The 12860-nt window shown below is 41.8% G+C and carries 15 protein-coding genes, 3 tRNA genes and 3 pseudogenes (1 of these 21 running past the window's edge); 13 read left to right on the top strand and 8 right to left on the bottom strand.

Translation table 11 applies throughout. From position 1 onward, the window contains the following. From EL140_RS07605 to EL140_RS07595, 3 genes are all read left to right on the top strand, one after another. Nucleotides 1-62, top strand: a tRNA-Gly gene (locus EL140_RS07605); it begins 9 nt to the left of the window's first position. A gap of 33 nt (nt 63-95) precedes the next feature. Beyond that, a tRNA-Ile gene (locus EL140_RS07600) sits at nt 96-169 on the top strand. Between the two features lie 6 nt (nt 170-175). Further along, nucleotides 176-263, top strand: a tRNA-Ser gene (locus EL140_RS07595). 76 nt (nt 264-339) lie between these two features. Here EL140_RS07595 and birA read toward each other — a convergent pair. Further along, complete coding sequence (birA, locus tag EL140_RS07590) at nt 340-1275, bottom strand: bifunctional biotin--[acetyl-CoA-carboxylase] ligase/biotin operon repressor BirA (RefSeq protein ID WP_000835311.1); 936 nt, start codon at nt 1273-1275, stop codon at nt 340-342. Between the two features lie 275 nt (nt 1276-1550). Between birA and EL140_RS07585 the strand changes: the two genes are divergently transcribed. The 9 genes from EL140_RS07585 to EL140_RS07545 all read left to right on the top strand — a co-directional run bounded on the left by EL140_RS07585 (nt 1551) and on the right by EL140_RS07545 (nt 9685). Further along, nucleotides 1551-2744 (top strand): O-antigen ligase family protein, encoded by a 1194-nt coding sequence (locus EL140_RS07585; protein ID WP_002875218.1) that lies wholly within the window; start codon nt 1551-1553, stop codon nt 2742-2744. A 143-nt stretch (nt 2745-2887) separates the two neighbouring features. Next, nucleotides 2888-3331 carry a MarR family winged helix-turn-helix transcriptional regulator gene (locus EL140_RS07580; protein WP_000655224.1) on the top strand — a complete coding sequence of 148 codons (444 nt, stop codon included), beginning with the start codon at nt 2888-2890 and terminating at the stop codon, nt 3329-3331. Between the two features lie 3 nt (nt 3332-3334). After that, on the top strand, nt 3335-4099 hold the full coding sequence (locus EL140_RS07575; protein ID WP_000043863.1) for a nuclear transport factor 2 family protein: 765 nt from the start codon (nt 3335-3337) through the stop codon (nt 4097-4099). 14 nt (nt 4100-4113) lie between these two features. Further along, the gene (locus EL140_RS07570) at nt 4114-4842 is read left to right on the top strand and encodes an ATP-binding cassette domain-containing protein (RefSeq protein WP_000575224.1); all 729 of its coding nucleotides are present in this window, start codon (nt 4114-4116) and stop codon (nt 4840-4842) included. Then, nucleotides 4835-6355, top strand: a complete 1521-nt coding sequence (locus EL140_RS07565; RefSeq protein WP_000183017.1) for an ABC transporter permease/substrate-binding protein — start codon at nt 4835-4837, stop codon at nt 6353-6355. Before EL140_RS07570 ends, EL140_RS07565 begins: the two co-directional genes overlap by 8 nt. A gap of 337 nt (nt 6356-6692) precedes the next feature. After that, nucleotides 6693-7295, top strand: a complete 603-nt coding sequence (locus tag EL140_RS07560) for a hypothetical protein (protein ID WP_000846126.1) — start codon at nt 6693-6695, stop codon at nt 7293-7295. Further along, the gene (locus tag EL140_RS07555) at nt 7295-8086 is read left to right on the top strand and encodes an energy-coupling factor transporter transmembrane component T (RefSeq protein WP_000130446.1); all 792 of its coding nucleotides are present in this window, start codon (nt 7295-7297) and stop codon (nt 8084-8086) included. The genes EL140_RS07560 and EL140_RS07555 overlap by 1 nt, the downstream gene beginning before the upstream one ends. Then, nucleotides 8062-8898 (top strand): ABC transporter ATP-binding protein, encoded by an 837-nt coding sequence (locus EL140_RS07550; protein WP_000343048.1) that lies wholly within the window; start codon nt 8062-8064, stop codon nt 8896-8898. Before EL140_RS07555 ends, EL140_RS07550 begins: the two co-directional genes overlap by 25 nt. Then, on the top strand, nt 8885-9685 hold the full coding sequence (locus EL140_RS07545; protein WP_000103855.1) for an energy-coupling factor ABC transporter ATP-binding protein: 801 nt from the start codon (nt 8885-8887) through the stop codon (nt 9683-9685). The genes EL140_RS07550 and EL140_RS07545 overlap by 14 nt, the downstream gene beginning before the upstream one ends. Nucleotides 9686-9909: 224 nt before the next feature. Here EL140_RS07545 and EL140_RS09600 read toward each other — a convergent pair whose 3' ends face one another. The 5 genes and pseudogenes from EL140_RS09600 to EL140_RS09815 form a co-directional block, all read right to left on the bottom strand. Then, nucleotides 9910-10071, bottom strand: a complete 162-nt coding sequence (locus tag EL140_RS09600; protein ID WP_001062366.1) for a hypothetical protein — start codon at nt 10069-10071, stop codon at nt 9910-9912. Beyond that, nucleotides 10059-10286 (bottom strand): hypothetical protein, encoded by a 228-nt coding sequence (locus EL140_RS07540; RefSeq protein WP_001152921.1) that lies wholly within the window; start codon nt 10284-10286, stop codon nt 10059-10061. The genes EL140_RS09600 and EL140_RS07540 overlap by 13 nt, the downstream gene beginning before the upstream one ends. Nucleotides 10287-10298: 12 nt before the next feature. Then, nucleotides 10299-10556 (bottom strand): plasmid replication protein, encoded by a 258-nt coding sequence (locus EL140_RS07535; protein WP_001287840.1) that lies wholly within the window; start codon nt 10554-10556, stop codon nt 10299-10301. Beyond that, a pseudogene (locus EL140_RS09820) lies at nt 10549-10869 on the bottom strand (DNA replication protein); the annotation flags it as partial. The gene EL140_RS07535 and the pseudogene EL140_RS09820, both read right to left, overlap by 8 nt. 24 nt (nt 10870-10893) lie before the next feature. Continuing rightward, nucleotides 10894-11244, bottom strand: a pseudogene (locus EL140_RS09815) (IS6 family transposase); the annotation flags it as partial. 39 nt (nt 11245-11283) lie between these two features. On the opposite strand from EL140_RS09815, the pseudogene pnuC reads away from it, so the two are divergent. Further along, nucleotides 11284-11789, top strand: a pseudogene (gene pnuC / locus EL140_RS07525) (nicotinamide riboside transporter PnuC); the annotation flags it as partial. Nucleotides 11790-11826: 37 nt separating this feature from the next. On the opposite strand, the gene EL140_RS07520 reads toward pnuC, so the two are convergent. Both EL140_RS07520 and EL140_RS07515 read right to left on the bottom strand, forming a co-directional pair. Next, the gene (locus EL140_RS07520; RefSeq protein WP_000958139.1) at nt 11827-12159 is read right to left on the bottom strand and encodes a hypothetical protein; all 333 of its coding nucleotides are present in this window, start codon (nt 12157-12159) and stop codon (nt 11827-11829) included. A 26-nt stretch (nt 12160-12185) separates the two neighbouring features. Further along, nucleotides 12186-12740, bottom strand: coding sequence for a TetR/AcrR family transcriptional regulator (locus tag EL140_RS07515; RefSeq protein WP_001126071.1), 555 nt, complete (start codon nt 12738-12740; stop codon nt 12186-12188). Nucleotides 12741-12860: the final 120 nt, after the last annotated feature.

Here is a 12860-nt window from a genome sequence, read left to right as displayed (position 1 = left end):
GTTTAGTGGTAAAACTACAGCCTTCCAAGCTGTTGTCGCGAGTTCGATTCTCGTCACCCGCTTTGAACGAAAGTTCATACCAAGTTTTTGAACTTGGGCGCGTAGCTCAGGTGGTTAGAGCGCACGCCTGATAAGCGTGAGGTCGGTGGTTCGAGTCCACTCGTGCCCATTAATAGGAGAATTACTCAAGAGGCTGAAGAGGACGGTTTGCTAAATCGTTAGGTCGGGTAACCGGCGCGGGGGTTCGAATCCCCCATTCTCCGTACGTTAAGAGAGCTGTTAGGCTCTTTTTTTGTATGTAAATCCCCCTTCTAAATCATTAAAAGGGGGATTTGTTTATTACCAACTCGTTAGTGATATTTCTCCGCTATTTAGCCAGATAGTATGTTTATCTTCAAATTCGACTTGTAGTTGGCCGGATTCTGAGATTTCTTTTGCAAGACCTTTCTCAAATTTTCCGTCTAGCTGGAAAGTAACTTCTTTTCCAAGAACGATTGATCTTTCTTTATAGATATAAAGTAGCTCATCTGAATCCGTATTGTAGAAACAATTCCATATTTCGCTGATGAGCTCATTACGACTAATTGGTGCAGGTGGCATAAATAGGCTACCTGCTTTTTCTTTTAGTTCTTTTGGAAAGTCTCCTATTGAAAAATTTATACCAAGTCCGATAATGACATCTGTAACCAAGCCTGTCTCAACTGATGTCATTGCTTCGGTGAGGATACCTGCTATCTTTTTATTTTTTAAGTAGATGTCATTTACCCATTTAATATCGACTTCTATCATAGTTAGATTTTTAATTGCTTTGTAGACTGCTGCGGCAACAAGGAGGGTATAGGATGGAAGTTTTTCATAGGGAAGTTTGGGTTGAATATGCAGAGACATATAGATCCCACCCTGAGATGGGGAATAGTAGGGGCGCTGAAAGCGGCCACGACCTGCTGTTTGACAGGTTGAAAGATAGAGTGTATTTCCTTTGTTTCCAGCTTCAATCCCTTCTTTTGCATCTGTTTGGGTTGATTTGGTCTCAGGTTTGAAGCGAATGGTTAAGTTGGTTTTCTCCTGAATCAAACCAGGCAATATCAGATCGCCTTGGATAAGCTTGTAACCTCTATTTTTAATACTGTCGATCATGAGCCCTTCTTGTTGGAGGCGTTGGATTGCTTTCCATATGGATGTCCGACTTAGATTCAGTTCTTCGCCAATTTTTTCTCCGCTGACATAGTCGTTTTCTCTGGTTAGTATTTGGTAGACTAGTTGGTGTGATTTCATTGATTTTCCTTTTTAACTGTCGTTCAATAGTAGTTATTTTCAACTTTATTATATTCTACCATAGCTTTTCCTTTTTTAGAAGTTTCCTTCTTTTTCTCTAGCAACTACTGGACTGGAATGTCTTTGAATATAACAGAGTATACTTTGATACTTCCGTAAAAGTTTTTTCTTTTTGATAACGTGTTCATTGTTCCCAAATGACGGAAAAAATGGTAGAATATAAAGATAGTTTAGCATTTATCTTCTGGAGAAATCCAGAACAGAAAGGATCCGTTTTGAAATCAATTGGATTACTGGATAAGATAAGAGGGCTTTCGAAAAAAGATTTCTTTTTATATTTGATGATCATAAGTATCTTTTTACCTTTTTATTTGTTCTTAGCGCTCTTTGCTTTATATTTGATAGGTTTACTTGTTACTGGGGAGATGAAGGGAATTATCAAAGGATTAGCCAAACATCCTGTACTTCTCTTTTTTATTGCCTACAGTAGTATCATTTCCATCGTCGCCAAGAACTGGCTTGGTCTAGCAGCATCTTTCCTGATGTTTCTCTTCCTCATTTTCTTTAGTTTTTACCAGAAACGTCTGACACATGCTTTCTTTCGACTGATACTGCAGACAATCTTGTTTGGTAGTGTGCTCTCTGCGGCTTTCGCTACCTTGGAGCATTTCCAAATTGTAAAGAAATTTAACTATGCCTTTCTTTCGCCCAATATGCAAGTATGGCACCAAAACCGTGCAGAGGTCACCTTCTTTAATCCTAACTACTATGGAATTATTTGTTGCTTCTGTATCATGATTGCTTTTTACCTCTTTACGACGACAAAGCTAAGATGGTTAAAAATATTTTGTGTGATAGCAGGTTTTGTAAATCTTTTTGGTTTAAATTTCACGCAAAATCGAACAGCCTTCCCAGCTATTATCGCGGGTGCCATCATTTATCTCTTTACAACCATTAAAAACTGGCGTGCCTTTTGGCTCAGTATTGGTGTTTTTGGGATTGGCCTTTGTTTCCTCTTTTCAAGTGACTTGGGTGTTCGCATGGGAACGCTAGATTCTTCAATGGAGGAGCGAGTTTCGATATGGAATGCTGGTATGGCTTTGTTTAAGCAAAATCCGATTTGGGGTGAAGGTCCATTGACCTATATGAATTCTTATCCTAGAATCCATGCTCCTTATCACGAACATGCTCATAGTCTTTACATTGACACTATTTTGAGTTATGGCCTACTTGGAACCATTCTCCTATCCATTTCATCAGTTATACCTGTCCATATGATGATGGATATGAGTCAGGAGTCTGGTAAACGACCAATTATCGGTCTTTATCTCTCCTTCCTTACAGTAGTCGCTGTACATGGAATTTTTGACTTGGCTCTCTTCTGGGTACAGTCAGGATTCATCTTCTTGCTGGTTATGTGCAGTCTACCACTGGAACATCGAACCTTGGTGTCCGAAATGACAGATTAAGTTAATAAATAGTGAAGATCTTCTACTCTAGGTAGGAGGTCTTTTTTGTTGGTGAAAATTATTTCTAAATCGAAATAGTTGACAGATGGAATGGCAGGTGTTACAATAAAAACAATTCGATATAGAAATAAATTGGAGAGATCATGAAAGATAGTCATTTGGTAGCCCATCATATTCGTTTGTTAAATGGGCGGATTTTTCAAAAGTTACTGAGTCAGGATCCTGAGGCTCTTTATCGGAGTGAGCAGGGAAAGATTCTCACGGTGTTATGGAATAGTGAAACTGGCTGTGCAACTGCGACAGATATTGCGCTGGCGACTGGTCTTGCTAACAATACGCTAACAACCATGATAAAGAATCTTGAGGAGCAAAACCTGGTCATCATTAGCCCATGTGGAATAGATAAGAGAAAGAAATATGTCAAGTTGACAGAGCAAGGTTGGTCCCAGAGAGAAGTTGGCCATCGTGTCAGTCAAAAGTTGGATGCTATTTTTTATAAAGGTTTCTCTGAGGAAGAAATTCGGAAGTTTGAAAGTTATCAGGAACGTATTTTAGAAAATTTGAAAGAGCAAGCAAATGAGGAATAAATCGTGTCAAAACAAGTGAAAAATGCTCACAACCTATACATTCACGCCATTCAAGATGGAGGTGTTACTGAGGCTCAGGCACAGTCTGTAGGGGATACCTATATCCAACATTCGACAGGTGTGCCAGATGGGAAAGAAGGGTTTGCGGCTTTCTTTGCAAATTTCTTTGAGCGCCATCCCCAGCGTGAGATGAAAATTGTTCGCACCATTGAAGACGGTAATCTGGTCTTTGTTCATGTTCATCAATATCTGAATGGTGGGGAAGCTCAATGGGTGACGACGGATACTTTCCGTTCGGATGAGAATGGTCGTATCGTAGAGCATTGGGATGTCATTGACTACTATCGTGCTCCAGAAAATGGACAGTTAGATCAGATTTTTGGAGATTTTAAAATCAAGGATTTGGATAAGACAGCAGAAAATAAAAAAACCGTTCGTCGTTTCTTGACAGAAATTTTCCAAAATGGGGAACTGGAGCAGTGGAGTGATTATGTGTCAGAAGATTTGATTCAGCACAATCATGAGATTGGACAAGGAAGTCAGGCCTATAAAAACTATGTGGCTGAACATAGTGTCACTTTTGACTTTGTTTTCCAGCTTTTGGGACAAGGAAATTATGTGGTCAGCTATGGACAGACTCAGATAGATGGGGTGCCTTATGCTCAGTATGACATCTTCCGTTTGGAGAATGGCTTGATTGTGGAGCATTGGGACAATAAGGAAGTTATGCCTAAGGTAGAAGACTTGACCAACCGAGGGAAGTTTTAAAAGGAGGACAAAGAATGATTGAATACAAAAATGTAGCGCTACGCTACACAGAAAAAGATGTTTTGAGAGATGTCAATTTACGGATTGAGAATGGGGAGTTTATGGTTTTAGTTGGGCCTTCTGGGTCCGGTAAGACGACCATGATTAAGATCATTAATCGTCTCTTGGAACCAACTGATGGAAATATTTATATGGATGGCAAGCGAATCAAAGACTATGATGAGCGTGAACTTCGTCTTTCTACTGGTTATGTTTTACAGGCCATTGCTCTGTTTCCCAATTTAACGGTTGCAGAAAATATTGCTCTCATTCCGGAGATGAAGGGCTGGACTAAGGAAGAAATTGCTCAGAAAACAGAAGAGCTTTTAGCTAAGGTTGGTTTACCAGTAGCTGAGTATGGGAATCGTCTTCCTAGTGAACTATCTGGTGGAGAACAGCAGCGGGTGGGCATTGTCCGTGCCATGATTGGTCAGCCTAAGATTCTCCTCATGGATGAGCCCTTTTCAGCCTTGGATGCTATTTCGAGAAAACAGTTGCAGGTTTTGACGAAAGAATTGCATAAAGAGTTTGGGATGACAACGATTTTTGTGACCCATGATACGGATGAAGCTTTGAAATTAGGTGATCGTATTGCTGTCTTGCAGGATGGAGAGATTCGTCAGGTGGCGAACCCTGAGACCATTTTAAAAGCTCCTGCAACAGACTTTGTAGCAGACTTGTTTGGAGGTAGTGTTCATGACTAATTTGATATCAACTTTTCAGGATCGTTTTGGTGATTGGGTAACAGCTCTATCTCAACATTTGCAGTTGTCACTTTTGACCTTGTTACTAGCTATTTTTATTGCTATTCCCTTGGCTGTTTATCTTCGTTATCATGAAAAGATGGCGGACTGGGTCTTGCAGATTGCAGGAATTTTCCAGACTATCCCGTCTCTGGCCTTATTGGGACTCTTTATCCCCTTGATGGGAATTGGAACCTTGCCTGCTTTGACAGCACTAGTGATTTATGCGATTTTTCCGATTTTGCAAAATACCATCACTGGGCTAAAGGGAATTGATCCAAGTCTGCAAGAGGCTGGAATTGCCTTTGGGATGACTAGATGGGAGCGTCTCAAGAAGTTTGAAATTCCACTTGCCATGCCTGTCATTATGTCTGGGATTCGGACGGCAGCGGTCTTGATTATCGGTACGGCAACCTTGGCTGCCTTGATTGGTGCAGGGGGACTGGGTTCCTTTATCCTTTTGGGAATTGACCGCAATAATACCAATCTGATTTTGATTGGGGCCCTTTCTTCTGCAGTGCTTGCCATTGCCTTTAACTTCCTACTAAAAGTGATGGAAAAAGCAAAATTGCGGACGATTTTCTCTGGTTTTGCCTTGGTGACCATATTGCTGGGTCTGTCTTATAGTCCAGCCCTCTTAGTTCAAAAAGAGAAAGAAAACTTGGTGATTGCTGGGAAATTGGGACCGGAACCCGAAATTTTGGCCAATATGTATAAGTTGCTGATTGAAGAAAATACCAGTATGACTGCGACTGTTAAGCCGAATTTTGGGAAAACAAGCTTCCTCTATGAAGCTCTGAAAAAAGGGGATATTGATATCTATCCTGAATTTACTGGTACAGTGACTGAAAGTTTGCTTCAGCCATCACCCAAGGTAGGTCATGAGCCGGATCAGGTTTATCAGGTGGCGCGTGATGGTATTGCCAAACAGGATCATCTAGCCTATCTCAAACCTATGTCTTATCAAAATACCTACGCTGTAGCTGTTCCGAAAAAAATTGCTCAAGAATATGGCTTGAAGACCATTTCGGACTTGAAAAAAGTGGAAGGACAGTTGAAGGCAGGCTTTACTCTCGAATTTAATGACCGTGAAGATGGAAATAAGGGCTTGCAATCAATGTATGGTCTCAATCTCAACGTAGCGACCATGGAGCCTGCTCTTCGCTATCAGGCAATTCAGTCAGGCGATATTCAAATCACGGATGCCTATTCGACAGATGCAGAGTTGGCACGTTATGATTTACAGGTCTTGGAAGATGACAAGCAACTCTTCCCACCTTATCAAGGAGCGCCACTCATGAAAGAAGCTCTTCTCAAGAAACATCCTGAGTTGGAGACAGTTCTCAATAAATTGGCTGGTAAAATTACGGAAAGTCAGATGAGCCAGCTCAACTACCAAGTTGGTGTCGAAGGCAAGTCAGCAGAACAAGTAGCCAAGGAGTTTTTACAAGAACAAGGTTTGTTGAAGAAATAGTTTGAAAATGTCAAACTCAACTTGCTTAAACGACTATAGAAAAGAATGCTCAGACAATGTCATCTGGGCTTTTTTGATATTAGAGTTACTGAATGTCTTTCAAAATGGAAAATAAGAGGAAATTTTTATGATTTTCTAAAATTTTACTGTAAATACACTTGACTATTCAGAGAATAGGTGTATAATGTGTTGTGAACTACTTAACAAATAAGGATTTCCAGCTCATGTCGACTAAGGATGGAATTCTTGTGTATAGACAGTTCAGTAGATATATAATAGAGCGTTGCGTCCGAAAGTCTATCCAGACACGGCTCTTTAAAAACAAAAGGAGAAGATTATGAAAACAGAACCGATTCATCGTACCAGTATGTGGAAATTTAAGTTAAGTGCTGCCACCATGACTTTGATTCCCGCTGCCGTGGGGATTAACTATGTTGCCAAAGCCTTGGCGGAGGGGTTAAAGTTGCCCGTTTGGCTGGGGTCTTTGGGAACCTTTCTTACCAGCATGTTGGCTGGGCCGGTTGCCGGTGCCATTAGTGGTTTCATCAACAACGTGATCTATGGGCTGACCTTATCGCCAATTTCAACCGTGTATGCGATTACCAGCATCGGAATTGGGATTGCTGTCGGAGTTTTGCACGCCAATGGGTGGTTCTCGTCAGCGCGACGAGTATTTGTTTCTGCTATTATTATTGCCATCGTTTCAGCTGTCATTTCAACGCCACTCAACGTCATCTTTTGGGGTGGTCAGACCGGTATCGCTTGGGGTGACTCATTGTTTGCGGTAATGGTCGCCAATCATGCACCAGTGTGGCTGGCCTCATTTATCGATGAGTTTGTCTTGGATATTTTGGATAAAGTCTGCGTGGCCTACCTGGCATTCTTCATCTATCGTCAGCTGCCGAAGCGGATGGTGCACTTCTTTAGCGATGATAAGTGATGACTGATAAAACATTGATTTCTGGAGCGCCACGGGTCAAGCTCAAGTGGTACCAGGTGATCGATCCGATTACTAAGCTCTTGTTCATCTTGGACATGACGTTGTTGAGCTTTGCCAGTATGAATTTATTGCTTCAGGCCGGATTAATTCTTGTCGCAACACTGCTATTGTTATTTTCCAAATTGAGTTTTACCACCTTTAAGGCGCTGGGATTCAGCCTGTTTCTGATTTGCACCATGTTGATCATCCAAGGGTTATTTTACAGTCGGAATCAAACTGTGCTGTTTTCTGTGCTTGGGGTGTCGTTCTACAAAGAAGGCCTGATTTACGCCACCACTCTGGGTTGTCGAGTATTGGTGATTATTTTGACCAGTGGCTTTTTTATGGTGACCACGAGTATTTCAGAAAACGCGGCCTATTTGGAACTGTCCGGATTGTCTTATAAAACCGTCTACGTTCTGATGTCGGTATGTTATATTTTGCCGGAAATGATGCGCAATATGCGGAAAATCCAGCAGGCACAAAAAGTTCGCGGAACCAATCCGCAAAAAACGTTGATTCAGAAATTAAAGTCAGTCCTGCCGGTTCTAATTCCATTGGTGATTAAGACCTTGGATCAATCGATGACGCGGTCGATTTCTCTCCAACTGAGAGGTTTTGATAATCTCAACCGGACTGTCAGAACCTCCCAGCGCGTGTATCGCCTGTCGCGGACGCTGCACATTGGTCTGACTGGATTGGCAATTTTATTGATTGGGTGGAAGATATGGACGAAGATAAACGGATTGTAATTGAAAATTTGACCACCCGTTATCCGGGTACTGAGCAACCACAACTGCGTCAGATTAACGCGGAGGTTCATACCGGCCAGGTGGTTGGGATTATCGGGAATAGCCACTCCGGCAAATCGACTTTGTGCCGTGTGCTGGCAGGGGTCATTCCCAAAATTGTGTCTGCTGAGATTGAGGGCGATTGGCACATGTTTGGCCAGCGAGTGTCTGACAATTGGCCCGTTTATAATGCCATGAATGGAGTTGTACTGCAAAATCCAGCTGGCCAACTAAGCGGGTTGGCAGACACGGTTGCCGATGAAATCGCCTTTGACTTGATTAATCAGGGAATGGCTGAAGGACTGATTCAAAAACGGGTTGAAGAAGTTGCCACGCAAATGGGGCTGATTGAACAGCTGAATTTGCGTCCCGAGAGCCTTTCCGGTGGTCAGATCCAGCGGTTGGCAATTGCCACGGCGATTGTGGCTAATCCGGCTGTTTTGATTATGGATGATCCGACCAGTGAGATGGATCCCCTTGGCCGCAGGCAATTTTTCCAATGGCTGGCCCAAGTCAAAGAGACAACTGTCTTCATTGTCACCAGTGAAATTGACGATTTGTGCGAAGTCGCCGACGTTGTGTGGGTGCTGCACGAGGGTCAAATGGTAGCCCAGGGCAGGCCGGGTGAGGTGTTTAATCATTTGGCAGCTGACTGGCAGATTCCAGCCCCGACAATCCAGCAACTTGCTCAAAAAATGGATTGGCACTTGGCTGATGGCCGGTATCCGGTGAATTACGCTGATCTGAAGGAGGTTCGTTATGTCCACAATTGAACTGAGCCACCTGACGTTCACTTATCCGGAACGGTCCTTTAGCTTGGATGTTGAAGACAGACACTTCGCCGATCCGATGGTGGCGATTGTCGGCCAAAATGGTGCCGGCAAATCAACGCTCTTCAAATTGTTGACGGGCTTGCTGACACCACAAACCGGTGTGATTAAGATCGATGGAGAAAATTTTAATGATCTTAAACCAGTCGAAAAGTTACTGAAGGTTGGGATTACTTTTCAGAATCCTGACGATCAGCTTTTCAACCCGACCGTTCTACGAGAGGTGGAGTGGAATGTCGCGCAGGTCATGGATGACCACGACACGATTACGAGGCGGGCTTTAGCGGCTCTAAAAAGAGTTGGCTTGGATGATAAAACAGCTGAAAGTCCATATGACCTGTCATTGTCGGAACGCAAGCTGTTGAGCGTTGCCACAGTTTTGGCAGTGGATCCGGCGATTTATTTATTTGATGAGCCGATGATGTCGCTTGATTGGGAAAGCCGGCGCAAGTTGACCGCAATTTTCCATCAGTTGGCTGATTCGGGCCACCAAGTTGTGACCATCACCCATGACATGGATTGGGTCGCCGCCGAGTTTGAGTCAGTGTATGTTATGGAACACGGGAAGTTTGGCTTCGCCGGCAGTCCACGGGAATTGTTCAGCAATCACGAACTTGTCCAGCGAGTGGGATTACTACCACCGCGGATTATGGACATAGCGGAGTCGCTGGGTGATTCACAGACATATTTATCGGTTAATGATTATTGCCAGAAAAATCGAGATGTATAGAAAAAGTCACCTCTGCGGGTTTTCCAGGTTGAAGGATTAACTTCAGCTTCTGGCAAGAACTCACATGGGTGACTTTTGTGTTTAATAACGTTTCATGATCATCGGGTGCTTCCTCAGATCACTCAGTTTGATTTTACTTTGTTTCATGGTCATAATCATATACCATTTCTTTTGGATTTTTTGTTTGACTAATACAAAATAGGTCTTCATAGGTCTTCGCATTTTTAGCGCTCATTAGGATCATCAGTATAATTTTCTGAATTAGGAGACTGTCCCATCACTATTCGAACTTCGTCTCCCAACTTACGCTGTTCCCATTCATCCGTGAATCCTTTAAATCGCAATTCTGGAACTTTCTTTTTAACTGAATCATCTATTTTCGCCATAGTCTCCACCATTTTATTGGTTTTTCTTGTTCTTCTATCCTTTTTTGATCTTTGATTTGTTCCTGTAAATTTTCCAACTTCTCTTTAAGAGCGTTCACTTCATCTTTATATTGATTGTCTAAGTGTTTGAATTCTGTTTCCTGTGAGGGCATTTTGAGGGCTTTTAAGTTATCATTTTCCGCCTTGTATTCTTCTAGCAACTTTTTATCTTGCAAGGCTAATCGTTGTTACTGGTCTAACAAATTAGTTAGTTTTTCTATTTGTTGGTCTTTGCTACTTATTTGTTGGTCTTTGGTATTTGATTTGCTACTACTTTCTACTTTACCTAAAATTATTTTTTCTGCTTTAGAATTTATTAGATTAGACCCATTGGAACTTTTAAGCTGTAATTCTTTTGGTAACCTTTGGTAGTGATATTGAATATTTTGTTTTGTAACACTCAACTCATCCGCCAGCTCTTTGATCGTTTTTAAGTCTTCACTCATGGTTTAAGTCCTGCCTTTTAACCGTTGGTAGATATTGTTCAATGGCTTTTTTGAGGTAGCGTGCGATATTATGCTTAGAATATTCTTCACGTCTGCTGGCAACATAAGACAAGTGGTCTTTAACACTATTTAGCCCTCTTAATTCTTTCAGTTCGTCATAGAGGGGGTAAACATGGACTTGCAATCCTGCCATGATTTTTGTATCTTGCATTTCAAACGGACTTAGCAACATATTTTCTAGCAATAGCGTGGTGTACTTGCTTTTCATTGCTTCAATAGCTAGCTTATCTTCGGTTTCTGCTTTGCGTGCTTTATCTTCTTGATAGGCGGTATCTTCTAACTTATAGCTGTTATCGTCTGCTCGACGTTTCTTTTGTAACCAGATATCCAATGTTAAACCGTCCGCATCAATCGCTCGATAGAGATAATGCCAACGCCCCTTAATTTTGATATAGGTTTCATCCATTTTCCACGAATAGAAGGACTGTTTATTTTTCTTTTTCCAGAGATGATAGAGGATTTTACTGTATTCTTGAACCCATCGATAAATCGTAGTGTGACAAACATTTATTCCACGGTCATAAAGCAATTCCTGAACTTCACGATAGCTCAGATTGTAACGTAGGTAATAACCAACAGCGACAATGATGACGTCTTGTTGGAATTGTTTGCCTTTAAAATGATTCATCTCTCAAGCCTTACTAACCTTTTTTCTGCTCTTTGAGAAGCTGAAGGTCGTGCTAGTAACTACCTATTTGGTTTGATTAATTCCATCATTTATCTGGTGCTTGCCCTTCAAAAAGGCTTTTATGGTGAGGTGCTGACGACACTTTACTTCACGGTCATGCAGCCAATTGGACTTCTAGTGTGGATCTACCAAGCACAGTTCAAGAAAGAAAAGCAGGAGTTTGTCGCGCGTAAACTGGACGGTAAGGGCTGGACCAAATATCTTTCCATTAGTGTTCTTTGGTGGTTGGTATTTGGGTTCATTTATCAGTCTATCGGAGCCAATCGTCCCTATCGTGATTCTATCACTGATGCGACCAATGGTGTAGGGCAAATCCTCATGACAGCTGTTTACCGTGAACAGTGGATATTCTGGGCTGCTACTAATGTCTTTTCAATCTATCTCTGGTGGGGAGAAAGCCTGCAAATCCAAGGGAAATACCTAATTTATCTCATCAATAGTCTAGTTGGTGGTATCAGTGGAGCAAGGCAGCAAAAAGCGCTTAAAAAAGTAAAAAAAGGATCAGATGATCCTTTTTTTGTGTTAGAGCAAAATGAGTAATACCGTAATGACAATAGCACTCGTTATACGAATAATGTGGTGCGATATATGTTGATTTTCTTGCTGTCGCCCGTTCCAGTAGGCACCATAGCAGACGATAATCGAACCTACAATCCATAGAAGAATGGTTGCCAGTGGGACAAAGTAAAAGATGGCTAGAGCCAGAGAAGTGAGGCAACTGCCGACCAAGATGCACTTATTTCCTAGATTGTAGTTCTTTTGTTTCATGGCTGAAAAGGCAGCAGCAAGGTGAAGAAGCGAGAAGGCGAGAGCTAGTACAATTGTTAGTATTCCTAGAATCATCGAAGTTAACATAGTTGGTTCCTTTCTGATTTACAGGCTTAGTTATCAAGTGGAGTTGTAGAGGTCATCTCCATTACATCAAGGTAAAATCTCACCACTTGGTCTTCGGTATAAGATTTTCCTTTTTTTAGCCACCAAGTTAGAGTCTCGATAAAGTTCGTCACAACAAAATGCTGGAGGTAGGAGGCTGGAATGTTTGGGTAGGCCTCTTGCAAGTCACCCGCCACCATGGGATAAACGTGGTGTTCGAGTTCCTTGTGTAGTTGGCGGAGGAAGTAGTCGTTTTTGGAAAAAAGGAGACTGGTGACATGGTCCTGGTTTTTCTGAAAATGTAAAAAGATATGCGCGAGGTAGTCCTCGGTAGTAAAGTGTCCTTCCCTTTCAAAGAGATGATGAAAGAGGTAGCGACAGAGCTCATCTAAAAGGAGTTCCTTACTTTCGTAATGACAGTAAAAAGTAGAACGTCCAACATCTGCTAGGTCAATGATATCCTGAACAGTAGTGGCATCATAGCCCTTATCGTTCAAAAGTTGTAAAAAAGCTTGATAGATGGCTTTTTTAGTCTTACTAACCCGACGGTCTCTTTTTGGCATATAGACACTTGATACAAACTGTTCAGAACTGAACAGGACTGACAGTTTGCTTCTATCCTTTCTTTGGATTTTATTAGATAATACAAATGAAAGAAGTATGTATATACCCATTATACCAAA

This window comes from Streptococcus oralis ATCC 35037 (assembly GCF_900637025.1).
Lineage (GTDB): Bacteria > Bacillota > Bacilli > Lactobacillales > Streptococcaceae > Streptococcus > Streptococcus oralis.
Note: the sequence above shows the minus strand (reverse complement) of the source record. Positions and strands in the feature narration are given on the sequence as shown.

Excerpts from the sequence above, each read along its gene's own strand:
- EL140_RS07570 (WP_000575224.1), top strand. The coding sequence starts at position 4,114 with ATGATTGAATACAAAAATGTAGCGCTACGCTACACAGAAAAAGATGTT.
- EL140_RS09600 (WP_001062366.1), bottom strand. The coding sequence starts at position 10,071 with ATGGCGAAAATAGATGATTCAGTTAAAAAGAAAGTTCCAGAATTGCGA.
- birA (WP_000835311.1), bottom strand. The coding sequence starts at position 1,275 with ATGAAATCACACCAACTAGTCTACCAAATACTAACCAGAGAAAACGAC.
- EL140_RS07535 (WP_001287840.1), bottom strand. The coding sequence starts at position 10,556 with ATGAGTGAAGACTTAAAAACGATCAAAGAGCTGGCGGATGAGTTGAGT.
- EL140_RS07555 (WP_000130446.1), top strand. The coding sequence starts at position 7,295 with ATGACTGATAAAACATTGATTTCTGGAGCGCCACGGGTCAAGCTCAAG.
- EL140_RS07515 (WP_001126071.1), bottom strand. The coding sequence starts at position 12,740 with ATGCCAAAAAGAGACCGTCGGGTTAGTAAGACTAAAAAAGCCATCTAT.
- EL140_RS07560 (WP_000846126.1), top strand. The coding sequence starts at position 6,693 with ATGAAAACAGAACCGATTCATCGTACCAGTATGTGGAAATTTAAGTTA.
- EL140_RS07545 (WP_000103855.1), top strand. The coding sequence starts at position 8,885 with ATGTCCACAATTGAACTGAGCCACCTGACGTTCACTTATCCGGAACGG.
- EL140_RS07520 (WP_000958139.1), bottom strand. The coding sequence starts at position 12,159 with ATGTTAACTTCGATGATTCTAGGAATACTAACAATTGTACTAGCTCTC.
- EL140_RS07580 (WP_000655224.1), top strand. The coding sequence starts at position 2,888 with ATGAAAGATAGTCATTTGGTAGCCCATCATATTCGTTTGTTAAATGGG.
- EL140_RS07550 (WP_000343048.1), top strand. The coding sequence starts at position 8,062 with ATGGACGAAGATAAACGGATTGTAATTGAAAATTTGACCACCCGTTAT.
- EL140_RS07565 (WP_000183017.1), top strand. The coding sequence starts at position 4,835 with ATGACTAATTTGATATCAACTTTTCAGGATCGTTTTGGTGATTGGGTA.